This window comes from Arthrobacter alpinus (genome assembly GCF_900105965.1).
Taxonomy (GTDB): Bacteria; Actinomycetota; Actinomycetes; order Actinomycetales; family Micrococcaceae; genus Specibacter; species Specibacter alpinus.
The window spans coordinates 742,670-766,035 of sequence record NZ_FNTV01000001.1; the positions used below are offsets into that span (position 1 = coordinate 742,670).

Here is a 23,366-nt window from a genome sequence, read left to right on the forward strand (position 1 = left end):
CAGGGTTGGCCCCACAGCAGCAAGTTAAGCAGTTGGAAAGCGATTGTCATGTCAGCCATAACAGCAGAATCCGCTGTTGCTCCGGTTACCTCGCGGCACACCAGCAGCCGGTTGATCTATTTTTCATCAGCCTCCGACAACACGCACCGCTTCGTCATGAAGCTGGGCATGGAGGCGGCTAGGCTGCCACTGCACACCTATGAAGAAACTCTTCTGGCCCAAGAACCATTCGTCTTGGTCCTGCCAACCTATGGCGGAGAAAACCGGTTGGGCGCAGTACCAAAACAGGTCATCAAGTTCCTCAATGTGGCGGAAAACAGGAACCTTATCCGCGGCGTCATTGGCGCCGGGAACACAAATTTCGGCGAAACATATTGCATCGCCGGCGACATTGTCGCCGAGAAGTGCAAAGTACAGCATTTATACCGGTTTGAACTCATGGGCACATCTGTTGATGTGGACCGCGTTCACGAAGGATTGGAAGAATTTTGGACACGATTGTCTCAGAACAGGACGCAGCTGTGAAGGCGTCCAAGGAGATGCCAGCAGCATGGGAGGGCTTGGGTTACCACGAGCTCAACGCCATGCTCAACTTGTACAACGCCGACGGCGAGATCCAGTTTGACGCCGACCGCGCCGCTGCCCGCCAGTACTTCCTCCAGCACGTGAACAACAACACGGTGTTCTTCCATGACCTGGAAGAAAAGCTGGAGTACTTGGTGAAGAACGAGTACTACGAGCGCGAGACGCTGGATCAGTACACGATGAACTTCATCCGCGAGCTCTACCAGCGCGCGTACAAGAAGAAGTTCCGCTTTGAGTCCTTCCTGGGCGCGTTCAAGTTCTACACGTCCTACACGCTGAAGACCTTCGACGGCAACCGTTACCTGGAGCGCTACGAGGACCGCGTGTGCATGGTTGCCCTGCACCTGGCCCGCGGCAACGAGGAACTGGCCACGAGCATTGTCGATGAAATCATCGACGGCCGCTTCCAGCCGGCCACCCCCACCTTCCTGAACGCCGGAAAGGCACAGCGCGGCGAGCTGGTCTCCTGCTTCCTGCTGCGCATTGAAGACAACATGGAGTCCATTGGCCGCTCCATCAACTCCGCACTGCAGCTGTCCAAGCGCGGTGGCGGTGTCGCTTTCGCGCTGACGAACATCCGTGAAGTGGGCGCGCCCATCAAGCAGATCGAGAACCAGTCCTCCGGCGTCATCCCCGTGATGAAGCTTCTCGAGGACAGCTTCTCCTACGCCAACCAGCTCGGTGCCCGCCAGGGTGCAGGTGCCGTTTACCTGCACGCCCACCACCCGGACATCAACCGCTTCCTGGACACCAAGCGTGAAAACGCTGATGAGAAGGTTCGCATCAAGACCCTCTCCTTGGGTGTTGTGGTTCCGGACATCACCTTTGAGCTGGCCAAGCGCGATGAGGACATGTACCTGTTCTCCCCGTACGACGTCGAAAAGGTTTACGGCATGCCGTTCTCCGACATCTCGGTCACCGAGAAGTACTACGAGATGGTTGACGACGCCCGCATCAAGAAGACCAAGATCAAGGCCCGCGAGTTCTTCCAAACGCTCGCCGAGATCCAGTTCGAGTCCGGCTACCCGTACATCATGTTTGAAGACACGGTGAACCGCGCCAACCCGATCGACGGCAAGATCATCATGTCCAACCTGTGCTCCGAAATCCTCCAGGTTTCTGCGCCCACCACGTACAACGATGACCTCTCCTACGCTGAGACCGGCAAGGACATCTCCTGCAACCTTGGCTCATTGAACATTGCCAAGGCCATGGATTCGCCCAACTTCGGCAGCACCATTGAGACCGCGATCCGTACGTTGACTGCTGTCTCTGACATGTCAAACATCACCAGCGTGCCGTCCATCGCCAAGGGCAACGACCAGTCGCACGCCATTGGCCTGGGCCAGATGAACCTGCACGGCTACCTTGCCCGTGAGCGCGTCCACTACGGCTCCGAAGAGGGTCTGGACTTCACAAACATTTACTTCTACTCGGTTGTGTACCACTGCATCCGGGCCTCGAACCTGTTGGCCATTGAAACCGGCAGCAAGTTCGCCGGCTTTGAGAAGTCCACCTATGCCAGCGGCGAGTTCTTTGACAAGTACACCGACGGCGAATGGGTTCCGCAGACCGCCAAGGTTGTTGAAATGTTTGACGGCATCCACATTCCCACCCAGGAAGACTGGCGGGAGCTGAAGGCTTCAGTCATGGAGCACGGCATCTACAACCAGAACCTGCAGGCCGTCCCGCCCACAGGCTCCATCAGCTACATCAACAACTCCACGTCCTCGATCCACCCGGTCGCCTCGAAGATTGAAATTCGCAAGGAAGGCAAGCTGGGCCGCGTGTACTACCCGGCTCCGTACCTGACCAACGACAACCTCGAGTACTACCAGGACGCGTACGAGCTTGGTTTTGAAAAGGTCATCGACACCTATGCTGCCGCCACGCAGCACGTGGACCAGGGCTTGTCCCTGACGTTGTTCTTCAAGGACACCGCCACAACGCGTGACATCAACAAGGCCCAGATCTATGCCTGGAAGAAGGGCATCAAGACCATTTACTACATCCGTCTCCGCCAGCTCGCGCTGGAAGGGACCGAGGTAGAGGGCTGCGTCAGCTGCATGCTATAGCACCACACAACTGAAGAGCACGACGGCGGGTGCCTCCCGCCGTCGTGCCTTTGGCTTAAGATTGATCTGGCCCATGCGGCCACCAAGATTTACACAAGGAGAGAAGCAGCCATGACACCGGACAAGCTGAAGTTGGCGAGCCATGTAACGGCCATCAACTGGAATCGGATTGAGGACGAGAAAGACGTAGACGTCTGGAACCGCCTGGTCAACAACTTCTGGCTGCCGGAAAAAGTGCCGCTGTCCAACGACATCCAGTCATGGGCCACGCTGACACCGGACGAGCAGCTGCTCACCATGCGCGTGTTCACCGGGTTGACGCTGCTGGACACCCTGCAGGGCACGGTTGGTGCCGTCTCGCTGATCCCGGACGCCATCACTCCTCACGAGGAAGCCGTCTACACGAACATTGCGTTCATGGAATCGGTTCACGCCAAAAGCTACTCCTCGATCTTCTCCACCCTGTGCTCCACGAAGGAAATCGACGAGGCCTTCCGCTGGTCCGTTGAGAACCCGAACCTGCAGAAGAAGGCTCAGATCATTGAGTCCTACTACTACGGCGACGATCCCCTCAAGCGCAAGATTGCCTCCACCCTGCTTGAATCCTTCCTGTTCTACTCGGGCTTCTACCTGCCCATGTACTGGTCTTCACGGGCCAAGCTGACAAACACCGCTGACCTGATCCGCCTGATCATCCGCGATGAGGCCGTGCACGGCTACTACATCGGCTACAAGTACCAGAAGGGTCTTGAGGGCCTCTCCGAAGAGCGCAAGGCAGAGCTGAAGGAGTACACCTTCGAGCTCATGTTTGAGCTGTACGAGAACGAAGTTCAGTACACGCACGATCTTTACGACTCCGTTGGCCTGGCCGAGGACGTCAAGAAGTTCCTGCACTACAACGCCAACAAGGCGCTCATGAACCTGGGCTACGAAGCCATGTTCCCGGCTGCCGTCACGGACGTGAACCCGGCCATCCTGTCCGCGCTGTCACCGAACGCCGATGAGAACCATGACTTCTTCTCCGGTTCGGGCTCCTCCTACGTCATCGGCAAGGCCGTCAACACCGAAGACGACGACTGGGACTTCTAACTCCTCGTCCTGCCAGCGATATCACTGAGCGCAAGCTGACCCCTCGGGATTGGCTTGCGTTCAGTCTCTTAAGCGATGAAGGCGCCGGAGGTGTGGCGGACGGCGCGAGTTTGACCATATGATGGACAAACTCGTGTGGAAGGGTATCTCTTCGCTTATGCTGATGTTTCAACAGAACAGCATCAAGCTGTCGCAAGGATTGGGGAGCACGAATCATGAGCGTGACAAATCAGCTGGGGAAACCAACGGGAGCATTCATAGGCGCTTCCTGGATTGCTTTGGGGCTGGGAATGGGCGTCTACTTCGTGGGCCTCTGGAACGCCAAAATGGAGCTCAATGAGAAGGGCTTCTATCTCACCGTGTTTCTGTTTGGGCTCTTCGCGGCAGTGTCACTCCAGAAGGCAGTGCGTGACAGGGCAGAAGACATCCCCGTGACACCCATCTATGTGGGTATCGCCTGGTTTGCCTTGCTGGCCTCACTCTTGCTCTTGGCGACAGGCCTCTGGAACGCTGACTTGTTGTTGTCGGAGAAGGGCTTCTATGGCATCGGGTTTGCCATGAGCTTGTTCGCGGGTGTGGCGGTGCAGAAGAACATCAGGGACCTTGCTTCGTATAGGGCTCTCTACCCTGAGTCGCACGTGCGGCCGAGGCCGGAATTTCTGGACAAGTCGGAATTCTAGGCAGCAGGAGTTGCGCAGTTGGTACTGTGAAGTCCATGAATGAGCGCACCACCCACAAAGAGCAGAGAGCCGCGGCAGCCCGTTTTATCCGGGAGGCCGCGGCTGTTGTGCGCCCAGGCCATCTGGGAAGCAACCGGGATCCTGGCGACGCCTGGGTTGAGGGGGAGGCAGGCAAGTTCTGGGGCCGCTTCGGCTCGGCCGGTCTCCTCGTGTTCGACGCCGGACGTGGAGTCCTGCTGCAGCACCGAGCCATCTGGTCCCACCACGGCGGCACGTGGGGCCTTCCCGGGGGAGCACTCCACGCTGGTGAGGCCGCCGTCGACGGCGCATTGCGGGAAGCGTGGGAAGAAGCTGGCGTGCCGCGCGAAAACATGGAGCTGCTGTTCACCTCGGTCTACGACGTGGGCTACTGGAGTTACACCACAGTGGTGGTGTCCGCCGTCGAACCCTTTGAAGCTGTCATCAGCGACCCCGAAAGCCTGGCACTGGAGTGGGTGCCGCTGGATGAGGTCGCTGAGCTGCCACTGCACCCGGGCTTCAAGGCGGCGTGGCCGGAGCTGCGCGGGCGGCTCGAAGGTAGTAACTAACGGCAACCGCGCGTGGCGGCGTGCCAAACTGGCCACGGCCCATGAAATTTCATGCGCCCTCGCAAGTTTGGCACGCCGTCGGCGAGAAGCCGGCAGGCTCGGTCGCTAGAGCCCCAGCAGCTCCACAGTGGTTGCCCGCATGTCCATCTTGCGCACCTTGCCGGTGACAGTCATGGGGAAGTCGTCCACAACGAGCACGTAGCGCGGGATCTTGTGCCGGGACAGGTGGCCCTCGCAATAGGCTGCCACGGCAGCCTGATCCAGCGGCTCGACACCCGGCTTCATCATGATCCAGGCACACAACTCCTCACCGTAGCGCTCGTCAGGAACGCCGATGACCTGCACGTCGGCAATATCCGGGTGCTGGTACAGGAACTCCTCGATCTCGCGCGGGTACAGGTTCTCCCCGCCCCGAATTACCATGTCCTTGATGCGGCCCACGATGTTCACGTAACCGTCGCTAAACATGACAGCCAGGTCCCCGGTATGCATCCAGCGCTCGGCATCAATGGCGTCGGCAGTCTTCTCCGGATCATTCCAGTACCCCAACATGACCGAGTAGCCGCGTGTGCATAACTCGCCCGGCTCCCCGCGCGGCACGGTGTCACCCGTAGCGGGATCCACAATCTTGACCTCTAGGTGGGGGTGAACCCGGCCCACGGTTTCGGTCCGGTGTGCCACGTCGTCATCCATCTGGGTCTGCATCGACACCGGCGAGGTCTCCGTCATGCCGTAAGCAATCGAAACGCCCTGCATGTGCATTTGGGTCATGCAGCGCTTCATGACCTCAACGGGGCAGGGTGAGCCCGCCATGATCCCGGTGCGCAGGCTGGACAAATCGTAGTCGCCAAAGTCGGGCAGATTCTGCTCGGCAATGAACATGGTGGGAACGCCGTACAGCGCCGTGCAACGTTCCTCCTGGACGGCGCGCAACGTGGCGGCGGCATCGAAGGAAGGCGCGGGGATGACGAGGGCGGCACCATGAGTTGTGGCGCCCAAATTTCCCATGACCATGCCGAAGCAATGATAGAACGGGACCGGTACGCACAATCTGTCCTGTTCCGTGAAGCCGATCGTCTCCGTGACAAAGTAGCCGTTGTTCAGGATGTTGCGGTGGCTGAGCGTGGCACCCTTGGGGTAGCCGGTGGTGCCCGAGGTGTACTGGATGTTGATGGGATCATTGGGATCCAGCGCGGCCATGGCCAGTTCGACGGCGTTGGCTGGCAATGCTTCGCCGCCCGCCACGAGCTCGTCCCAGGATGACGTGCCGATGTAGCTGGCCGCCGTCAGGGCCGGGCATTCGGGCCGGATTTGCTTGATCATCCCTCGGTAGTCCGAGCCCTTGAATTCTTCAAGCGCCACCAGCAATGACATGCCAGATTGCTGCGCCGCATACCTGAGCTCGTGCACCCGGTAGGACGGGTTGACGTTGACAAGGATGGCGCCAATCTTGGCCGTCGCGTACTGCAGCAGCACCCACTCCGGCACGTTGGGCGCCCAAATGCCCACCCGATCTCCCTTGGCAATCCCGGCGGCGAGAAGCCCGCGGGCCAGGGCATCGACGTCGTGGTTTAGCTGAGTGTAGGTCCAGCGACGGCCGGACGGCATGTCGACAAGGGCATCCGAGTCCGGGAACCGGGCAACTGTCATCTGGAAATTGGCGCCAATGGTGGAGTCCAAAAGCTGTGTTGTGGATGTGCCGGACGCGTAGGAAGCATGAACATCGGTGGTCATGTGCCGATGCTAGTACGCAAATCAGTTAATAGGAGCTAACTCACACCAAAAAGTTTGGGAGTGTCTTTCGGGCGTTTTTGTCCGGCGGTCATCCCGGGGAAATTAGGGTTACCTCGCTTCCTTCGATACGATAAGAACTGGCAAATAGACTATGAAACTCTTGCCATATTATTGTCTTTCCTCTGGGGGTAGCCCGCACATCATGGACGCCATTGTCTCGCTACCCTTCGTCTGGGCCTTCCTGATCTTGTTCGTGATCGTCATGCTGCGCTCCAACGCCACCTACTGGGCCGGGCGCGGACTGTCCGCCGGTGGACGAAAGACCAAGCTGCAGAAGCACCTGGACTCTCCGGCCTTCCAGCGTGCAGAGAAGATTATTGCCCGCTGGGGCGCGCCGGCCGTCAGTGTGAGCTTCTTGACCATTGGTGTGCAAACCGCCGTCAATATGGCGGCAGGCCTGGGCCGGATGCCACTTCGACGCTACATTCCGGCGACCGTTGTGGGTTCCATTGCGTGGGCCTGCATTTATGCCACCATTGGGCTGGCCGCTTTCGACGCCGCCCTTGCCGCCGCAGCGGGATCGCCCTGGGCGTTGATTGCGCTGGTCCTGGTGATCATCGCGGTCATCGTGGGAGTCCGCCGATTGCGCGCCTCACGCAATCGCAAACTCGATCAGCAGGCGATGGCGGGTAGCTCCGCGCCCGGCCAGGATCCTGTCGTGAAGGCCACCCCAGCGCGTTGAAGCGTGTTTGTGGCGGTGAACTGCGTTTGCTGCTCGGGGCATCGCTGACGGTAAAGTCGTAGCCATGCCGGAGACCACAACACGCGCAGCCGCCAATGACGTCGCTGCCGAAATCCCAAGTTCGTACTACCTTCATCTCGGTGAGAACCGCTACGAATCGACCATTCATTCCCAGGGTGCCTGGAATGATCACGAACAGCACATGGCTCCCGTAACGGGCATTATGATCCATGCCCTGGAACAGTATCAGCCACGCGCCGACATGCGCCTCGCCCGGTTCAGCTTCGATATTCTGGGGCTCATTCCCGCCGGCGAATTCACGATTGAAACCATGATGCTCCGTCCCGGACGCACCATCGAACTATTGCAAGCCGAACTCATCGCCGATGGGCGCGTGGCCGTCCGAGCCACCGCCTGGCGCCTGCAAAAAGGCGACACCGCCGCCGTCGAGGCTTACGAGGACGAACCCATGGGGAGCCTTGCTGCTGCGGTTCCTTGGGATGGGATGTCCATGTGGCCTGGAGGCTTCATCAGAAGCATCGAGGCTCGCATCAACCCTGGGCACCGCCCCGGACGCGGCCGGGCATGGCTGCGCAGCCCCTACACAATGCTCGACGGCGGGGCGCCCACCTCCGCTTTGGTGAGACTGCTGGGGCTTGCAGATAGTGCGAATGGTATTTCAGCCCGCGTGGAACCCATGCCAGGTGGCTGGATGTTCCCCAACGTTGACCTCTCGATCCATATTTACCGGGAGCCTGACGGGGAATGGCTGGGACTGGATACCCATGTGACCATGTCCGGGGATGGCGTGGGCCTGACCTCAACCGTGTTGAACGATCACAAGGGGCCCTTCGCACGGTCGGAACAGATCTTGACGATCCGTCCGATTCCGGCTGCCCGATGAGCGTGGAAATCGCGCCACTGATCCGGGTCCACAAGCAGCTGGTGAATCAAGGTGCCGAAGCCGATCTGAACCATGCCCTGGAGCTCCTGAACCAGGTCAAAACCGGGAACCAGGACGCTTTACTGCGCTTCTACCGTCCCGAACCCACCGTGGCGTTTGGCCAGCGTGACACCCGGTTGGCCGGGTTCGCGGCCGCCGAACAAGCCTCACGCGACAACGGTTATGTGCCGGCCGTTCGGCGGGCTGGTGGCAGGGCTGCCGCCTATCATCGAGGCACCCTGGTGGTTGATCACATCCAGCCTGCCGAAGATGCCATAGCAGGAGCCAAGGAGCGGTTTGGCTTCTTCGGCGAGCTGTTCGCTGACGCGCTCAGCTCGCTGGGTATGGACGCCGGTGTAGGGGAGATCCCGGGAGAATACTGCCCGGGCGAATTCAGTGTCTTTGGCCGCGGGGGCCATGCGAGTTCAAGCGTTCCGGACGGAGCCCGCATCAAGCTCATCGGCACGGCCCAACGTGTGGTTTCTGGGGCGTGGCTGTTCAGCTCGGTGATCGTCGTGGAAAATTCCGCGCCGATCCGTAGGGTTCTCACGGACACGTATGCGGCCCTGGGCCTGGAGTGGGATCCGCGCACGGCCGGTGCCGCCGAGGACCTGGTCCCCGGCGTCACAGTCGATGCAGTTGAGGCCGCCGTGCTTGCCGCTTATGCCCGGCACACCGAGCTGGTGCACTCTTAGCTGCTCCTACTCTCATCGACCCGTCAGATAACGCCGCTATGAAGATTCAAAGGGGCCTTATCTGACGGGTCGATGAGAAGGAGGCGGTGCTTTATTGCTGCGCGGCGGCAATCCCGGGAGCCTCGGCCCCGATGGTGGTTGCATCCCCGTGGCCGGTGTTCACCACGGTTTCGGCCGGCAGGGTCAGCAACCGCGCCGTGATGGAGGCGAGGATCGTGGGGAAGTCGCTGTATGAGCGGCCCGTGGCCCCGGGGCCGCCGTTGAACAGGGTGTCGCCGGTGAACACCGTGCCCAGGTCCGGGGCATGGAAGCACGTTGATCCGGGGGAGTGGCCGGGCGTGTGCATGGCCGTCAGGGTAGTGCCTGCAACCTTAAAGACGTCACCGTCAGCGATGGCAGCGTCCGGTGTGGTGCCGGGAAAAATGTCTTCCCACAGCATTTGGTCCGCCGAGTTCATCAGAACAGGTGCGTTGACTAGACCGGCAAAGTCCCGGGCGTAGCGGATGTGGTCGTCATGTCCGTGCGTCAGCAGGACCGCCTTCACAGCCCGTTCCCCCACAGCCTCCTTGATGGCGGCCGAGTTGTGGGCCGGGTCGATCACATAAACCTCGGAGTCATCGCCCACGATCCACACGTTGTTGTCCACATCCCAGGTGCCTCCGTCGAGCGAAAACGTGCCCGAGGTGATGAGCCGTTCAATGCGTGCGCTCATGCGAACTCCACCACCGACCGCAGCACGGAACCCTCGCCCATCTTGGCGAAGGCGGCCTCGATGTCGTTGATCGTGATGCGTTCGCTGACAAACGCGTCCAGATCCAGCTTGCCCTGCTTGTACAGCTCCACCAGCATGGGGAAGTCGCGGGACGGCAGGCAGTCGCCGTACCAGGACGACTTCAGTGAGCCGCCACGACCAAACACGTCCAACAGCGGCAGCTCCAACATCATCTCGGGAGTTGGTACGCCCACCAGAACCACGGTGCCGGCCAAGTCGCGGGCGTAGAAGGCCTGCTTGTATGTTTCGGGACGTCCGACGGCGTCAATCACCACATCTGCCCCGAAGCCTCCCGTGAGATCTTGGATAGCGACGACGGCATCAGCGGAGGAGGAGTCCACCGTGTGGGTGGCTCCGAGCGCCAGTGCAGCCACGAGCTTCTTGGGGTCGCGGTCCACGGCGATGATGGTGGTGGCGCCAGCCAAGGCTGCACCGGCGATGGCGGCCGAGCCTACGCCGCCGCAGCCGATGACGGCCACGGAATCGCCACGCTTCACGCCACCGGTGTTGATGGCGGCCCCGATGCCAGCCATGACGCCGCAGCCCAACAAGCCCACGGCCGCCGGATCTACGTCCGGATCAACCTTGGTGCACTGGCCTGCGGCCACCAAGGTCTTTTCAATGAACGCGCCAATGCCCAGGGCGGGGGAGAGCTCCGTGCCGTCCTCGAGGGTCATCTTCTGCGTGGCGTTGGCGGTGTTAAAGCAGTACTGGGCCTGGCCCTTGTTACAAGCACGGCAGTTGCCGCAAACGGCACGCCAGTTCAGGATGACCCGGTCGCCGGGGGCAACATTGGTGACACCGGCACCCACGGCGCTGACCACACCGGTGGCCTCGTGGCCCAACAAGAACGGGAAATCATCGCTAATCCCACCCTGCTTGTAGTGCAGGTCCGTGTGGCACACGCCGCTGGACAGGATGTCCACCAGAGCCTCACCCGGACCCGGATCCGGGACCAGAATCGTCTCGAGTGTGACGGGGGCGTCCTTGCTGAGCACAACTGCGCCCTTGACCTTGTGAACCATGAAGAATGCTCCTTAGCAGCCGTGTTCCATGACGGAACAACAAATGGGGTTGCTGACAGGGTACACGGCCTGCATGGCTTAACTGGCAGGCCCGTCCAGGCTGCGGCGGTAGTTAGACGCCGAGCTTGAGCTGCACGTCCTTGAGCGACGGATTGGTTGCTGCCGAACCGTCCGGGAAGAGCACCGTGGGGACGGTCTGGTTGCCGCCGTTGAGGCTTTCAACCAGTTCAGCCGTTCCGGCAACGTCCTCGATGTTGATCTCGGTGTAGCCAATTCCTGAGGCATCCAGCTGCTTCTTCAGGCGCTTGCAGTAGCCACACCAAGTGGTGGAGAACATGGTGATGGTGCCGGCGTCAGGGGTGAAGTTCACGAAAAGTGCTCCTTGGGAGAAAAGAATTTGTTCTTGCTACAAGAGACAACGCTACCGGGCCGGATACATATTCCTCATTTTGTGCCACGATGGACTGCATGTGTGGACGCTACGTCATGGCCAGGGCAGTTGGAGATTTAGTCGCGGAGCTGGAAGCCGAGGCTGAGGCCTCCTTGGAATTGCGCGCCTCCTACAACGTTGCCCCCACCACGGATGTGCCCATTGTTCTGGAACGGATCATCGACGGTGAGCTGCACCGCCAGATACACGTCGCCAAATGGGGGCTGGTGCCGGGCTGGGCCAAGGATGCGGCGGTGGGTGTGCGTGCCTTCAATGCGCGCAGTGAAACGGTGGCGGCAAAGCCCACCTTCCGTGCAGCCATCAAGGCCAGACGTTGTGGTGTGCCCGTGCAGGGTTATTACGAATGGAAAAAATCGCCGGACGGAAAGACCAAGCAGCCGTACTTTGTGCATTCCGCCGATGGCGCGTTGATCACCTTCGCCGGGCTCTACGAATGGTGGAAGGATCCGGCCAAGGAGGACGGGGCTCCGGACCAGTGGCTCTTGTCCTGCACCATCTTGACCATGGCCTCGCCGCCGGAGGGTGAGCTGGCAACCCTGCATGACCGCCTTCCCGTTCCCTTGAGCCATGATGGGCTAGCCGAGTGGCTGGACCCGGAGAACAAGGAGGCCGAGCCGCTCTTGGAAGCCGCATTGGCGCAGGGGTGGGACTTGGCAGGTGCCTGGGAGCTGGAGGCAGTGTCCGCCGCCGTGGGAAATGTGCGCAATGACACACCCGAATTGATCGTTCCCGTCACACTGTGACGTGGCCGGCTTCGTCAACTAGCCAGCTCGGGTTGTAGGCGACCTCCCAGCGGAAGCCATCCGGATCGGCAAAATAGCCGCTGTACCCGCCCCAAGACTGCGTCCGGGGAGGATGGGCGACGGCGGCTCCGGCCTTTTGCGCGTCCCTCACCACGGCGTCGACCTCTTGGGGGCTGCCAACATTGTGACTGAGGGTAATGGGCGGAACGCCGCCGGGGGATTGGAAGCTTTCGGACTCTACCCCAAGCTCCTTGGCCATGGCGCTGCGGTTCCAGAGGGAGAGGATCAGGCCGTGGTTCACCTGAATGAAGATGACCTCCCCGGGAACCTCGAAATGTGCCTTCCAGCCGAGGCCGGAGATGTAAAAGTCACGGGAGCGCAAAACGTCGCGGACCCCCAGTGAAATAAAGTTCAGCTGTTGATCCACGAGGGGTCCTTTGCGGCTAGGTGTTCTTAGTCGTCGGCTTCTTCTGGTGACCAGCGGTGGAAGTCAAGGGAGAGGTAGAGCGCCAGGGCGGCCGAGTTGGTCGATTCCACGCGCAGGGCCACATCGGTCTTGCCTTCGTTGAAAAGCGTGTCCATGGTGGCAAGCACCAGGTCTTCGGCCAGGCCGCGTCGGCGGTGCTGGCGGTCGGTGATCAATTCGATGATGAAGGGTGCATCGGGGGTGTCATCACCCACGGCATGTTCCACAACGAGCACAGCGGCGACGATCTTGCCGGCGTCGTCCAAGGCAACGTGTGAGGCTTGGGGGAGAAGCGCGCCGTACTTGCCGGCCAATGATTCCTTCATGTCGGCCAGGGCCACGTCCAGGGAATCGCCCACAACGCTGGCGTCGTACGCGGTGAAGTAGAGCTCGCCGAGGCGTGCGGCATCGGATTCTTGCACGGTTCGGGAAGCAATGGTGAGTTCCCGTTCCAGCGGAGTGGTCTTAGCGATGAGGGTGACCATGTCAGTCATGGAACGCTCCTTAAAAAATCGTTGTGGCGCCATTAGTACGGCTGAATCGAAGGCCATAAGGCCATGGTAGACGTCAGTTGCTTTGTCAGCTATCTACATAACGTCTTCTGTGCAGAACTAATGCCCGCACATGCTTTTTCACCATGGGCGGTTACCTGCCGTGTGGCTTTGAGCGTACACTTAAATTTATTAGAATATATGTACTAATACAAAAGATGCGCCCGGAACGTAGTGAATTGTTTGTTCAGCCGGGCTGGGATGGAGGGCGCATGTGGGCATCTTCAGTGAAGCCGTAGAGATGGAGCGTTCGCCTTCGGGTGAACTGCTGCGATTGACATGGCGCGGCGTCAGCTACTCCATAGGCCCACATCCTTTGTGCTGGTATGAACGGCGCCCTTGGTGGGAGAGCGAAACCCGCATACCGCCAGGGGAAGGAGTGGGCATTGTTGACACTCAGATGTGGCGGCTTCAGCTTCATCGGGAAGGGCAAGCGGAAGCCCTGACTCTTGACGTGGTGCGGTACCGCCCAGCCGAGCGTTGGCGCGTCATAAAGATTCATGAAGCCGTTGACGATGTTTTCAAGGAGGAGCTGGGAGGTGCGTAACTTTGTCCATTTGCATAGTTCTTCGGCCTTCAGCGCGCACTTTGGTGTTTCCTGGCCGGAGGATCTGGCCACAGCTGGATCGGTGGATGGTGACGCACTCGCCATCACAGATAGGGACGGCCTGTACGGAGCCGTCAAGCACGTCAAAGCGTGCCTGGCGGCCAAGATCGATCCGATTATTGGAGTTGACTTGGCTGTCCTTGAAGACGGGCCGGACGGCTTGGAAACGGCGGGCCGGGTTGTTGTGCTGGCCCACGGCGGAACCTTCTTAACTCCGGGTACGGGCTATGCGGCGCTTTGCCGCCTCATCTCCGCAGCCCATGCGCAGAGCAAAAAGGTGGGGGTGACCATGGAGCAATTGGCCACTGCTGTGTTGGATCCTTTGACCGGAAAACCTGCACTGACAGTGTTGCTCGGTCCGCTGTCACCTGTAGGGAGGGCCATGGGTGGGCGTAGGTATTTGCTGCCCCGCACAAAGTTTTTGGCATGGCGCAACGCCATGCCTGCCGGTTCCCTGGTGGTGGAGATTGTCAGCCACCTGAGCGCCCCGGGTGCGGCGATGAGTACGGCCCACGCCGTACGAATGCTCAAGCTCGCACAGGAATTCGATGTTCCTGCGGTGCTGAGCAACGCCGCACGCTATGGCAGGGAGGAGGATGCGCCCACAGCCGATGTCCTTGACGCGGCGCGGAACATCGCCCCTTTGGATCAGCTCAACGATCTGCAGCCCACGGCGCAGGCCTGGCTAAAAAGCGCCGCCGGGATGTATGCCGTTGCACAAGAAATTGTGTACCAGGCCGGCTACGGCAGCGCGGAGCTGGGCCAGCTGTGGGCCAACACTGCCCAGCTGGCAGACAAATGCAGGCTTGATCCGGCCGATGATCTGGGGTGGAAAAAACCGACCACCCCTGAATCGGAGGTGTTGGGGCTGGCCCAACCGGCAGGACTGGAACTGCGACAGCGCAGCGAAGCCGGGTTGAACCAGCGTTTTGGCGGACTCTCACACGGAAAACTTCGTGACGTACGTGTCCGGCTGGAAACAGAGCTGGAGACCATTGGCGAGTTGGGTTTTGAATCATACTTCCTAACGGTGGCGGAAGTGTCTGAAATGATCCGGACCATGGGGGTGCGCCGGGCCGCACGAGGTTCCGGGGCGTCGTCGTTGGTCAATTACTTATTGGGCATCAGCGCCGTGGATCCCATTGCCAATGATCTTCTCTTTGAGCGCTTCCTCTCCCATGACAGGGCCACGCTGCCAGATATTGACATCGATGTAGAGAGCGCCGAACGCCACAATGTCTATAGGCGCATCTTTGACCGTTTTGGTTCACAGCGGGTCACCTTGATGAGCATGCAAAACAGTTATCGTGCCCGTGGCGCCGTCAGGGATGCCGGGCTGGCGTTGGGCATCAACAAAGGAGAGATCGATCAGATCGCCAAGCAGTTGTGGCGATTTTCGGCCGGTTCCTTCAGGGAAGCGTTGGAGGAAAAGCCGGAGTTGCGGGATTTTGCCGCCCAGGTTCGGCAGTCTCGCGAAGAGTATGAAGGCCACGAAGAGTATGGAGAGCAGCCACAGCGCGGCGGTGCCCAGTTGGATCTGCTGGTGGACTTGACCGAGCGGCTGGACAGCTTGCCCCGGCATATTTCCATGCACCCGTGTGGTGTGATTCTGGGGGATTCGTCCTTGCTGAACCGCACCCCGGTCCAACCCAGCGGCATGGGGCTGCCCATGAGCCAATTCGACAAACACGACATGGACGCCATGGGCATGCTCAAACTCGACGTCCTGGGTGTGCGCATGCAAAGCGCCATGGCCTATGCGGTGCGGGAAATTATCCGCCTGCACCCCTCCAAGGAGGCTGTGGTTGCCGAAGGAGGCCATGTCACAGATGCGCCGTTTATTAGCGACGACGGCGGGATCGACCTTGACGCGCTCCCGCTCGACGACGAACCCACCTTTGAACTGATCCGCAGCACCCACACACTGGGCTGTTTTCAAATTGAATCACCAGGACAGCGCGAACTTGTGGGGAAGATGGCACCCACGGAGTTCAGCGACCTTGTTATTGACATCTCTTTGTTCCGTCCGGGGCCCATGAAATCCAATATGGTCAAACCGTATTTGGAGAGTCGTGCGGGTTTTGCGAAGCCGCATTACGCCCACCCCGATCTCATCCCGGTTCTGCAAGAGACCCATGGCGTGACGGTCTTTCACGAGCAGGTGTTGCGTACTTTCAGCAAAATGACCGGGTGCACCTTGTCTCGTGCTGACGAGTTCAGGCGCGGACTGGGCAACCCGAAGGTGGAGCCCGCGGTCGAGAAATATTATCGGGACCATGCAGCGGAGAACGATTACACACAAGCCGTGATTGATGAGGTGTGGGAGACGCTGAAGGCTTTTGGCAGCTTCGGGTTTTGCAAGGCGCACGGGGCGGCCTTTGCCGTCCCCACCTACCAATCGGCGTGGTTGAAGGCTCACCATCCGGCCGAGTTTTTGACCGGCCTGTGGGAGCACGATCCTGGCATGTATCCGCGCCGACTACTGGTGGCCGAGGCGAGGAGGTTGGGAATTCCCATCCTGCCATTGGACATCAACGCCAGCGGTGGGCAGTACCGGGCCGAGCGGATTGCGCGGGGGTCCGGAGCCGGCGTGTTGACGGAAGGCGCTCAGGAATATGGTCCCGTGACGGGGATTCGTTTGAGCCTGGCCGGGGTGTACGGGCTTTCCGGAACAGAGCTTAAACGGATTCTGGCCGGTCAGCCCTATGATTCCCTGGCCGATCTGCGCGACAGGGCCAAACTCAGCAGGCCAACCCTCAAGCGGTTGGCACAATTGGGGGCGCTGGATTCACTGCACCGACAAGCGCAACGCGCCACCGGGAACACGGCCAACCGTGCCGATCTGGTGGCTCACGTGAACAGCCTCCCGGCGCGCAAGTCCAGCAGACGCAACGAACCCATCGAGGGGCAGCTCGCCTTTCCCATGGAAGATGTGGAATTGGGCACATTGGCCGCGGAACATCCTGCCGCCAGTCCAGCCGAAACCGTGCGCACCGAGCTGGATCTGTTGTCTCTAGATGTTAGTGACCACCTCATGGGAAGCTACGCGCCACTGTTGGGCGCACTCGGTGTGCGGAAGGCGGAGGAACTTCTGGGATTGCGAAACAACACCGAGGTTCTGGTGGCTGGGGTCCGGGTGGCCACCCAAACTCCGCCAATGCGAGGGGGAAAGCGGGTGGTATTCATCAGTATCGACGACGGCACGGGCTGTGTTGACACCGTCTTCTTTAGCGAGGCGCAGGAAAAGTCGGGGCCGCTGCTTTTTGGCACCCGCATGCTGCTGATTCGAGGGTTGACCCGGCGCACGGGTCCGCGGGGAATCTCAGTGCAGGCGTTGCAGGCCTGGGACCTGCACGACACCGCGAAGCTGCCGGCGCCTGACGTGTTGGAAGGCGTCCCACCAAACCGATACCATCAAAGAGGCTCACAGCAACCACCGTATGTTGCTTAAACATGGAGCCATACATGACAAAACAAGGAGTTACCAGTGCCAGTGGATACACAGATCACCCTCACAGTCGATGGCGAGACGACGACGGTGGCCACAGGCACCACCGGAGCGGAACTGTTCTTTGAACGCCGCGAGGTAGTCGTCATGCGCGTAGAGGGAGTGTTGAAGGACCTTTCAGCCGAGCTCGAGGCAGACGCTTCCGTGGAAGCCGTCACGATTGATTCCCCCGACGGCCTGGACGTGCTGCGCCACTCCACCGCCCACGTCATGGCCCAGGCCGTGCAGCAGCTGCGCCCCGACGCCAAGCTTGGCATTGGCCCGTACATCACCGACGGTTTCTACTTCGACTTTGATGTGGCTGAGCCCTTCACACCCGAAGACCTGAAGACGCTTGAGAAGATGATGCTCAAGATCGTCAACCAGAACCAGAAGTTCGCCCGCCGCGTTGTCTCCGAGGACGAGGCCCGCGTTGCCATGGCCAACGAGCCGTACAAGCTGGAACTGTTGGGCAAGAAGAACGATGCCGCCGCCGACTCCGCCGAAGGCGTCAATGTTGAGGTTGGTGCCGGTGACATCACCATCTACTCCAACATCGACCGCAAGAGCGGTGAAGAAGTATGGTGCGATCTGTGCCGCGGCCCGCACCTGCCCAACACGAAGCTGATCTCCAACGCCTTCGCCCTGACCCGCACCTCCGCCGCCTACTGGCTGGGCAACCAGAACAACCAGCAGCTGCAGCGCATCTACGGCACGGCCTGGCCCACCAAGGAAGCTCTCAAGGCCTACCAGGAGCGCATCGCCGAGGCGGAACGTCGCGACCACCGCAAGCTCGGTGTGGAACTTGACCTCTTCTCCTTCCCCGACGAGCTGGGATCCGGCCTGCCCGTGTTCCACCCCAAGGGCGGAATCATCCGCAAGGAAATGGAAGACTACTCGCGCAAGCGCCACGTCGAGGCCGGCTACGACTTCGTCTACACACCGCACATCACCAAGGGCCACCTCTACGAGGTCTCCGGCCACCTTGACTGGTACCGCGATGGCATGTTCCCGCCCATGCACGTTGATGCTGAGCTGAATGAGGACGGCACGGTGCGCAAGCCCGGCCAGGACTACTTCCTCAAGCCCATGAACTGCCCCATGCACAACCTGATCTTCCGCTCCCGCGGCCGCTCCTACCGTGAACTGCCGCTGCGCCTGTTCGAATTCGGCTCGGTCTACCGATACGAGAAGTCCGGCGTGGTGCACGGCCTGACGCGCGTGCGCGGCATGACACAGGACGACGCCCACATCTACTGCACCAAGGAGCAGATGAAGGATGAGCTCACCGAAACGCTGAATTTTGTCCTCTCCCTGCTCAAGGATTACGGCCTGGAGGACTTCTACCTGGAGCTCTCAACGAAGAACGAGGAGAAGTTCGTCGGCGACGACGACGTCTGGGAAGAGGCCACGCGCACGCTGGCCGAGGTTGCCGAGGCCTCCGGCCTGGAACTCGTCGCCGACCCCGGTGGAGCCGCGTTCTACGGACCCAAGATCTCCGTGCAGGCCAAGGACGCCTTGGGCCGCACCTGGCAGATGTCCACCATCCAGCTGGACTTCAACCTGCCTGAGCGCTTTGAGCTTGAGTACCAGGCAGCCGATGGCACACGCCAGCGCCCCGTCATGATCCACCGGGCCCTGTTCGGTTCCGTGGAGCGCTTCATGGGCGTGCTGACCGAGCACTACGCCGGCGCCTTCCCGGCCTGGCTTTCACCGGTCCAGGTTGTGGCCATCCCCGTGGCCGAGGCGTTCAACGACTACATGTTCGACGTCGTTGCGCAGCTGAAGAAGGCCGGCATCCGTGCCGAGGTGGACATCTCCAGCGACCGCTTCCCGAAGAAGATCCGCACCGCCAGCAAGGACAAGATCCCGTTCGTGCTGATCGCCGGCGGGGACGACGCTGACGCCAACGCCGTGTCCTTCCGCTTCCGCGATGGCAGCCAAGACAACGGTGTGGCCGTAGATGAGGCAGTGCGGCGCATTGTCGAAGCTGTCCGCAACCGGACCGCATAAGCCCCTCCCTCGCGAAAAAAGGACGTATAAAGCGTGAACGAGCAAGGTGCGGTGGCCAACGCCGTTGAGGACGATTTTGAGCTCCCTGGAGTTCCTGATGCCTTTCAGCGGCTCTGGACACCGCACCGGCTCGCCTACGTCAAAAAGGGTGAGCAGGTTTCCGGCGTCCATGACTGCCCGTTCTGTGCAGCCCCTGGACGCAGCGATGAGGAATCCCTGATTGTCCATCGCGGCGAGCTGGCTTATGTGGTCCTGAACTTGTTCCCTTACAACCCCGGACACCTACTGGTGTGCCCCTACCGCCATGTTCCGGACTACACGGACCTGACGGTGGAGGAAACAGCAGAATTCGCCGCGTTGACCCAGCACGCCATGCGGGTGCTGCGGACGGTCTCCAAGCCATCCGGATTCAATTTGGGCATGAACCAAGGCGTTACCGGTGGGGCAGGCATTGCCGCTCACCTGCATCAACACATCGTGCCCAGGTGGGGTGGCGACGGAAATTTCCTGCCCATCATCGCCGGGACCAAAGCCATCACCCAGACGTTGGCAGACGTGCGCGAGCAGGTTGCCAATGGCTGGAACACACTCGAATAGGTTCTTGATGCTGAACAAGTATGCCCGAGCGCTCTTTGCCGCCATCTTCACGCCTATGGCTGCGCTGCTGGTGCGGTTGAAGGTTTCCCCCGATGCCGTCACAATCGTGGGAACCCTCGGCGTGGCCGCAGGCGCACTCATCGGCTACCCGCTCGGGGAACTCTTTTGGGGCACGGTGGTCATCACGGTCTTCGTCTTCTCTGACATTCTCGATGGGCTCATGGCCCGCATGATTGGCCGAAAGGGCAACTGGGGCGCCTTTCTTGACTCCACCCTTGACCGGGTGGGCGACGGTGCCGTGTTTGCCGGCATTGTGATCTGGTTCTACACCGGCGGCGACAACCACTTCATCGCAGCCCTGGCCTTGACCTGCCTGGTGCTCGGTTCAATCGTCTCGTACGCCAAGGCACGGGCCGAAGGCTTAGGCATGACGGCCAACGTTGGCATCGCCGAACGCTCCGACCGCCTGGTCGTGGTGCTCGTGGCAACCGGGCTGGTAGGCCTGGGAGTCCCGGAAGCCGTCCTCGCCGTCGTACTTGTTTTGCTCGCCATTGCCAGCCTTGTCACCGTCTTCCAAAGGATCGGCACCGTGCGTCGCCAAGCCATGGCCGCTGCCGCAGAATTGGGACAGTAACACTCATTTTTAGCCGCGTATCTGGCAGGAATAGACTTTCGGTACCCGTGCGATGAATCACGTCGACGGGGTTAATCTAATCGTTCCTTTCCAGAGGGGTTTTTGTGTCTACACCCGATGTAACACCGGTGACCGGCAGCAGCCGAGTCAAGCGCGGCATGGCGGATATGCTCAAGGGCGGCGTCATCATGGACGTTGTCAACGTTGAGCAGGCAAAGATTGCCGAAGATGCCGGCGCCGTGGCCGTCATGGCCTTGGAGCGCGTGCCCGCAGACATCCGTGCGCAGGGCGGCGTGTCCCGCGCTAGCGACCCGGACATGATCGACGCCATCATTGCTGCCGTCTCCATCCCCGTGATGGCAAAGGCCCGCATTGGTCACTTCGTCGAGGCCCAGGTTCTGGAATCCCTCGGTGTTGACTACGTTGACGAGTCCGAGGTCCTGACCCCTGCCGATTACGAGCACCACATCGACAAGTGGAACTTCAAGGTTCCCTTCGTCTGCGGCGCCACCAACCTCGGTGAGGCGCTGCGCCGCATCAACGAAGGTGCTGCCATGATCCGCTCCAAGGGCGAGGCCGGCACCGGCGACGTCTCCAACGCCACAGGCCACATGCGCAAGATTCGCACGCAGATCGCCCAGCTGGCAGCCCTGCCCAAGGACGAGCTCTACGTGGCCGCCAAGGAACTTCAGGCACCGTATGAACTCGTCAAGGAAGTTGCCGAAGCAGGCAAACTCCCCGTTGTGCTCTTCACCGCTGGCGGCATCGCCACCCCGGCCGACGCCGCCATGATGATGCAGCTCGGCGCCGACGGCGTATTTGTTGGCTCGGGCATCTTCAAGTCCGGAAACCCGGCACAGCGCGCCGCTGCCGTCGTCAAGGCCACCACGTTCTTCGACGACGCCAAGGTCATCGCCGATGTTTCGCGCGGACTGGGCGAGGCCATGGTTGGCATCAACGTCGCCGACATCCCCGAGCCGCACCGCCTGGCCGAGCGCGGCTGGTAACACTCCGAGTGCCGGTGCTGCAGGGAGGAAAATCTCTGCAGCACCGCCTCATCCCGACGCTCGCTCACTTGTGGGGCATTTTTCCCCAACGCTCCTGCAGCCATGGGGCATTTTTCCCCAACGCTCCTGCAGCCATGGGGCTTTTTTGCTGACGCTCCTGCAGCCAGTGCTTGGAACTCCCGACGTTCCCAAAGGATTTCACACCATGACGCACCCGTTCACCGGCCTCGTGGCCTATCCCATCACGCCCTTGATGGACGACGGCGAGCTGGACTTGGGTGCCTTGTCTCACCTTGTGCGCAACGCTGTTGCGGCGGGGGTGTCCGGCGTGACTGTCCTTGCCACCTCGGGTGCCGGGGCTACCTTCGACCGGGCCGAGCGGCATGCGGTGGTTGAGTCAGCCATAGAGGCTGCACAGGAGCGGGTAGTGCCCGGGGCGCCTTACGTTCCTGTCTATGCTGCCATCAGCGCGCCCTCCACACGGGAAGTGGTCCGCTTGGCGCAAGATGCCGAGCGCGCAGGAGCCGCCGGAGTGCTGCTGGCACCGTTCTCCTACCTGCCGCTCTCTGACACGGAAGTTCGAGCACTGTTCATGGATGTCGCCGAAGCAACTGCCCTGCCGATCTGCTTTTACAACAAACCCGTGCAGACCCAATTTGATGTCAGCCCCACAACCTTGGCCTACTTGGCAGCAAATGCCCACGTGGCAGCTGTCAAGGACACCATGCGGCGTGACGATGTTGCGGGCCGCATCAACGCGCTCAGGGACGCCGTCGGGCCGGAATTTTCAATCGGGCTAAGTGCCGACGTCCAGTTACTGGCGGAACGCCCCGATGTTGATGCCTGGCACAGTGGACTTGCCGGGCTGCTGCCGGGCGAGTACATCAATGTGTGGCGCCTGGCCCGGGCAGGTGGGCAGCAGGGTGCTAGCCTGGCGCGGTTGCAGACCATCGCGCAATCGCTGGCCGGCGTGCCTCACGCCATTGGCGCCCTGCACTCCCTGTCCAATCTCATTGGCGTTCCGACGGCTGGACCCCGGGGACCCTATGCCGCTGCCAGCCAGGAGGAAACCTGGCAGCTGGGCAGCGCAATCGACAGTTAAGCCAGGCTGCACGAGCGTTTGGGAGAAACGCCCCATATCTGAGCGAGCGTCAGGGAAAAGTGCCCCGTATCTGAGCGAGGATCGTTGTGGGCGGGAGGGATTAGGCCGGCTCGGGCGGGTGGAACCACCACGTTTGACCCTTGCCGATGAGCTCAAAACCGCGTTGGCGGTACAGCCGCTGTCCATCGGGTGTGGCATTCAGAAGCAGGTGCTCGGCCCCGGCATTGAAGGCGGCCTCGGACAAGGCGTTGAGCAGGGCCGTGCCCAGTCCTGTGCGGCGGTGTTCAGGTGCCACCACCATGTCAAAAATTCCGGCCAGATGCTTCTTGCCCTGATCCGGCGGCAGATACGCGTAGGACCGTCCGGCCCATTCATCCTCACTGCGCCCCGTGGCCAGCCACACCTGATGCGGAACCAGGGACGTCAACGTCACCCGGTCGTCCGGCTCATCGCTGTCAGCCACAACCGACTCAATGTCCAAGGGACGCGTCATCCACCACGGCTGCCATCCGCGCTCAAAACGGTACGCCGGCAAGATGCCCTCCCGCACGGCCGCGTTCATCCACACACCCACTGCGGTGGCGCCGCGGCGCTCGGCCTCGGCCAAGGCAGGCTGGAGGCCTGCTTCGGTAATTTCGGTGGGAAACATGCACAGCATTTGTCGGGTCTCTGGAAGCCACACCCAGTCCATGCGGTGCGTTGAAAAGGCCCGCCCGCCCGTGGCCTCGGCCAGGGCGCGGAACCATGCGTGTTGGGTTCGTTGGCAGTCTGAGAGTGTCAC

Annotated in this window: 23 protein-coding genes; 16 read left to right on the forward strand and 7 right to left on the reverse strand. The window is 60.9% G+C overall.

Features of this window, described 5'->3' with window-relative positions; all coding sequences use genetic code 11:
- Positions 1-48 precede the first annotated feature (48 nt).
- The 5 genes from nrdI (at position 49) to BLV41_RS03410 (ending at position 5,016) form a co-directional block, all read left to right on the forward strand.
- The gene (gene nrdI, locus BLV41_RS03390; RefSeq protein ID WP_044573729.1) at positions 49-525 is read left to right on the forward strand and encodes a class Ib ribonucleoside-diphosphate reductase assembly flavoprotein NrdI; all 477 of its coding nucleotides are present in this window, start codon (positions 49-51) and stop codon (positions 523-525) included.
- Positions 526-539: 14 nt separating this feature from the next.
- On the forward strand, positions 540-2,660 hold the full coding sequence (nrdE, locus tag BLV41_RS03395) for a class 1b ribonucleoside-diphosphate reductase subunit alpha (RefSeq protein ID WP_044573789.1): 2,121 nt from the start codon (positions 540-542) through the stop codon (positions 2,658-2,660).
- Positions 2,661-2,771: 111 nt separating this feature from the next.
- Complete coding sequence (gene nrdF, locus BLV41_RS03400) at positions 2,772-3,749, forward strand: class 1b ribonucleoside-diphosphate reductase subunit beta (protein WP_044573732.1); 978 nt, start codon at positions 2,772-2,774, stop codon at positions 3,747-3,749.
- Positions 3,750-3,964: 215 nt separating this feature from the next.
- Positions 3,965-4,429, forward strand: a complete 465-nt coding sequence (gene yiaA / locus BLV41_RS03405; RefSeq protein WP_074710487.1) for an inner membrane protein YiaA — start codon at positions 3,965-3,967, stop codon at positions 4,427-4,429.
- 35 nt (positions 4,430-4,464) lie between these two features.
- The gene (locus BLV41_RS03410; protein WP_083360579.1) at positions 4,465-5,016 is read left to right on the forward strand and encodes an NUDIX domain-containing protein; all 552 of its coding nucleotides are present in this window, start codon (positions 4,465-4,467) and stop codon (positions 5,014-5,016) included.
- Positions 5,017-5,121: 105 nt separating this feature from the next.
- On the opposite strand, the gene BLV41_RS03415 is transcribed toward BLV41_RS03410, so the two are convergent.
- The gene (locus BLV41_RS03415) at positions 5,122-6,750 is read right to left on the reverse strand and encodes an AMP-binding protein (RefSeq protein ID WP_074710489.1); all 1,629 of its coding nucleotides are present in this window, start codon (positions 6,748-6,750) and stop codon (positions 5,122-5,124) included.
- Positions 6,751-6,952: 202 nt separating this feature from the next.
- On the opposite strand from BLV41_RS03415, the gene BLV41_RS03420 reads away from it, so the two are divergent.
- The 3 genes from BLV41_RS03420 to BLV41_RS03430 all read left to right on the forward strand — a co-directional run bounded on the left by BLV41_RS03420 (position 6,953) and on the right by BLV41_RS03430 (position 9,130).
- Positions 6,953-7,492 (forward strand): DedA family protein, encoded by a 540-nt coding sequence (locus tag BLV41_RS03420; RefSeq protein WP_074710491.1) that lies wholly within the window; start codon positions 6,953-6,955, stop codon positions 7,490-7,492.
- Positions 7,493-7,556: 64 nt separating this feature from the next.
- On the forward strand, positions 7,557-8,396 hold the full coding sequence (locus tag BLV41_RS03425) for a thioesterase family protein (RefSeq protein ID WP_074710493.1): 840 nt from the start codon (positions 7,557-7,559) through the stop codon (positions 8,394-8,396).
- Positions 8,393-9,130: a lipoate--protein ligase family protein gene (locus BLV41_RS03430; RefSeq protein ID WP_074710495.1), complete on the forward strand. Its 738-nt coding sequence runs from the start codon at positions 8,393-8,395 to the stop codon at positions 9,128-9,130. Before BLV41_RS03425 ends, BLV41_RS03430 begins: the two co-directional genes overlap by 4 nt.
- A 91-nt stretch (positions 9,131-9,221) precedes the next feature.
- Here the strand turns inward: BLV41_RS03430 and BLV41_RS03435 are convergent, their stop codons facing one another.
- From BLV41_RS03435 to BLV41_RS03445, 3 genes are all read right to left on the reverse strand, one after another.
- Positions 9,222-9,842: an MBL fold metallo-hydrolase gene (locus BLV41_RS03435; RefSeq protein ID WP_074710497.1), complete on the reverse strand. Its 621-nt coding sequence runs from the start codon at positions 9,840-9,842 to the stop codon at positions 9,222-9,224.
- Positions 9,839-10,927, reverse strand: coding sequence for an S-(hydroxymethyl)mycothiol dehydrogenase (locus BLV41_RS03440; protein WP_074710499.1), 1,089 nt, complete (start codon positions 10,925-10,927; stop codon positions 9,839-9,841). Before BLV41_RS03440 ends, BLV41_RS03435 begins: the two co-directional genes overlap by 4 nt.
- A gap of 112 nt (positions 10,928-11,039) precedes the next feature.
- On the reverse strand, positions 11,040-11,297 hold the full coding sequence (locus BLV41_RS03445; RefSeq protein WP_074710501.1) for a mycoredoxin: 258 nt from the start codon (positions 11,295-11,297) through the stop codon (positions 11,040-11,042).
- Between the two features lie 98 nt (positions 11,298-11,395).
- On the opposite strand from BLV41_RS03445, the gene BLV41_RS03450 reads away from it, so the two are divergent.
- On the forward strand, positions 11,396-12,121 hold the full coding sequence (locus tag BLV41_RS03450) for an SOS response-associated peptidase (RefSeq protein WP_074710503.1): 726 nt from the start codon (positions 11,396-11,398) through the stop codon (positions 12,119-12,121).
- On the opposite strand, the gene BLV41_RS03455 is transcribed toward BLV41_RS03450, so the two are convergent.
- Positions 12,111-12,548 (reverse strand): VOC family protein, encoded by a 438-nt coding sequence (locus BLV41_RS03455; protein ID WP_074710505.1) that lies wholly within the window; start codon positions 12,546-12,548, stop codon positions 12,111-12,113. The two genes, BLV41_RS03450 and BLV41_RS03455, sit on opposite strands and share 11 nt — an antisense overlap.
- Positions 12,549-12,574: 26 nt before the next feature.
- Positions 12,575-13,081, reverse strand: coding sequence for a GNAT family N-acetyltransferase (locus BLV41_RS03460; RefSeq protein ID WP_044573759.1), 507 nt, complete (start codon positions 13,079-13,081; stop codon positions 12,575-12,577).
- Between the two features lie 271 nt (positions 13,082-13,352).
- Between BLV41_RS03460 and BLV41_RS03465 the strand changes: the two genes are divergently transcribed.
- The 7 genes from BLV41_RS03465 (at position 13,353) to BLV41_RS03495 (ending at position 22,585) form a co-directional block, all read left to right on the forward strand.
- Positions 13,353-13,685 (forward strand): hypothetical protein, encoded by a 333-nt coding sequence (locus BLV41_RS03465; RefSeq protein ID WP_074710507.1) that lies wholly within the window; start codon positions 13,353-13,355, stop codon positions 13,683-13,685.
- Positions 13,678-17,196: a DNA polymerase III subunit alpha gene (locus BLV41_RS03470; protein ID WP_244516721.1), complete on the forward strand. Its 3,519-nt coding sequence runs from the start codon at positions 13,678-13,680 to the stop codon at positions 17,194-17,196. The genes BLV41_RS03465 and BLV41_RS03470 overlap by 8 nt, the downstream gene beginning before the upstream one ends.
- A gap of 36 nt (positions 17,197-17,232) precedes the next feature.
- A complete protein-coding gene (gene thrS, locus BLV41_RS03475) occupies positions 17,233-19,245 on the forward strand; it encodes a threonine--tRNA ligase (protein WP_074710511.1) in 2,013 nt (670 codons plus the stop codon).
- Between the two features lie 33 nt (positions 19,246-19,278).
- A complete protein-coding gene (locus BLV41_RS03480; protein WP_074710513.1) occupies positions 19,279-19,842 on the forward strand; it encodes an HIT family protein in 564 nt (187 codons plus the stop codon).
- A gap of 7 nt (positions 19,843-19,849) precedes the next feature.
- Positions 19,850-20,476 (forward strand): phosphatidylinositol phosphate synthase, encoded by a 627-nt coding sequence (gene pgsA / locus BLV41_RS03485; RefSeq protein WP_044575522.1) that lies wholly within the window; start codon positions 19,850-19,852, stop codon positions 20,474-20,476.
- Between the two features lie 104 nt (positions 20,477-20,580).
- Positions 20,581-21,483 (forward strand): pyridoxal 5'-phosphate synthase lyase subunit PdxS, encoded by a 903-nt coding sequence (gene pdxS / locus BLV41_RS03490; RefSeq protein WP_074710515.1) that lies wholly within the window; start codon positions 20,581-20,583, stop codon positions 21,481-21,483.
- Positions 21,484-21,688: 205 nt separating this feature from the next.
- Complete coding sequence (locus BLV41_RS03495; RefSeq protein ID WP_170835411.1) at positions 21,689-22,585, forward strand: dihydrodipicolinate synthase family protein; 897 nt, start codon at positions 21,689-21,691, stop codon at positions 22,583-22,585.
- A 100-nt stretch (positions 22,586-22,685) separates the two neighbouring features.
- Here the strand turns inward: BLV41_RS03495 and BLV41_RS03500 are convergent, their stop codons facing one another.
- Complete coding sequence (locus BLV41_RS03500; RefSeq protein WP_170835412.1) at positions 22,686-23,366, reverse strand: GNAT family N-acetyltransferase; 681 nt, start codon at positions 23,364-23,366, stop codon at positions 22,686-22,688.

Bases quoted from the DNA above. Each gene is read 5' to 3' on its own strand.
- BLV41_RS03495 (WP_170835411.1), top strand. From the start codon at position 21,689: ATGACGCACCCGTTCACCGGCCTCGTGGCCTATCCCATCACGCCCTTG.
- BLV41_RS03410 (WP_083360579.1), top strand. From the start codon at position 4,465: ATGAATGAGCGCACCACCCACAAAGAGCAGAGAGCCGCGGCAGCCCGT.
- yiaA (WP_074710487.1), top strand. From the start codon at position 3,965: ATGAGCGTGACAAATCAGCTGGGGAAACCAACGGGAGCATTCATAGGC.
- BLV41_RS03440 (WP_074710499.1), bottom strand. From the start codon at position 10,927: ATGGTTCACAAGGTCAAGGGCGCAGTTGTGCTCAGCAAGGACGCCCCC.
- nrdI (WP_044573729.1), top strand. From the start codon at position 49: ATGTCAGCCATAACAGCAGAATCCGCTGTTGCTCCGGTTACCTCGCGG.
- BLV41_RS03420 (WP_074710491.1), top strand. From the start codon at position 6,953: ATGGACGCCATTGTCTCGCTACCCTTCGTCTGGGCCTTCCTGATCTTG.
- BLV41_RS03450 (WP_074710503.1), top strand. From the start codon at position 11,396: ATGTGTGGACGCTACGTCATGGCCAGGGCAGTTGGAGATTTAGTCGCG.
- BLV41_RS03435 (WP_074710497.1), bottom strand. From the start codon at position 9,842: ATGAGCGCACGCATTGAACGGCTCATCACCTCGGGCACGTTTTCGCTC.
- BLV41_RS03425 (WP_074710493.1), top strand. From the start codon at position 7,557: ATGCCGGAGACCACAACACGCGCAGCCGCCAATGACGTCGCTGCCGAA.
- BLV41_RS03415 (WP_074710489.1), bottom strand. From the start codon at position 6,750: ATGACCACCGATGTTCATGCTTCCTACGCGTCCGGCACATCCACAACA.
- pgsA (WP_044575522.1), top strand. From the start codon at position 19,850: ATGCTGAACAAGTATGCCCGAGCGCTCTTTGCCGCCATCTTCACGCCT.
- BLV41_RS03460 (WP_044573759.1), bottom strand. From the start codon at position 13,081: ATGACTGACATGGTCACCCTCATCGCTAAGACCACTCCGCTGGAACGG.
- nrdF (WP_044573732.1), top strand. From the start codon at position 2,772: ATGACACCGGACAAGCTGAAGTTGGCGAGCCATGTAACGGCCATCAAC.
- nrdE (WP_044573789.1), top strand. From the start codon at position 540: ATGCCAGCAGCATGGGAGGGCTTGGGTTACCACGAGCTCAACGCCATG.
- BLV41_RS03430 (WP_074710495.1), top strand. From the start codon at position 8,393: ATGAGCGTGGAAATCGCGCCACTGATCCGGGTCCACAAGCAGCTGGTG.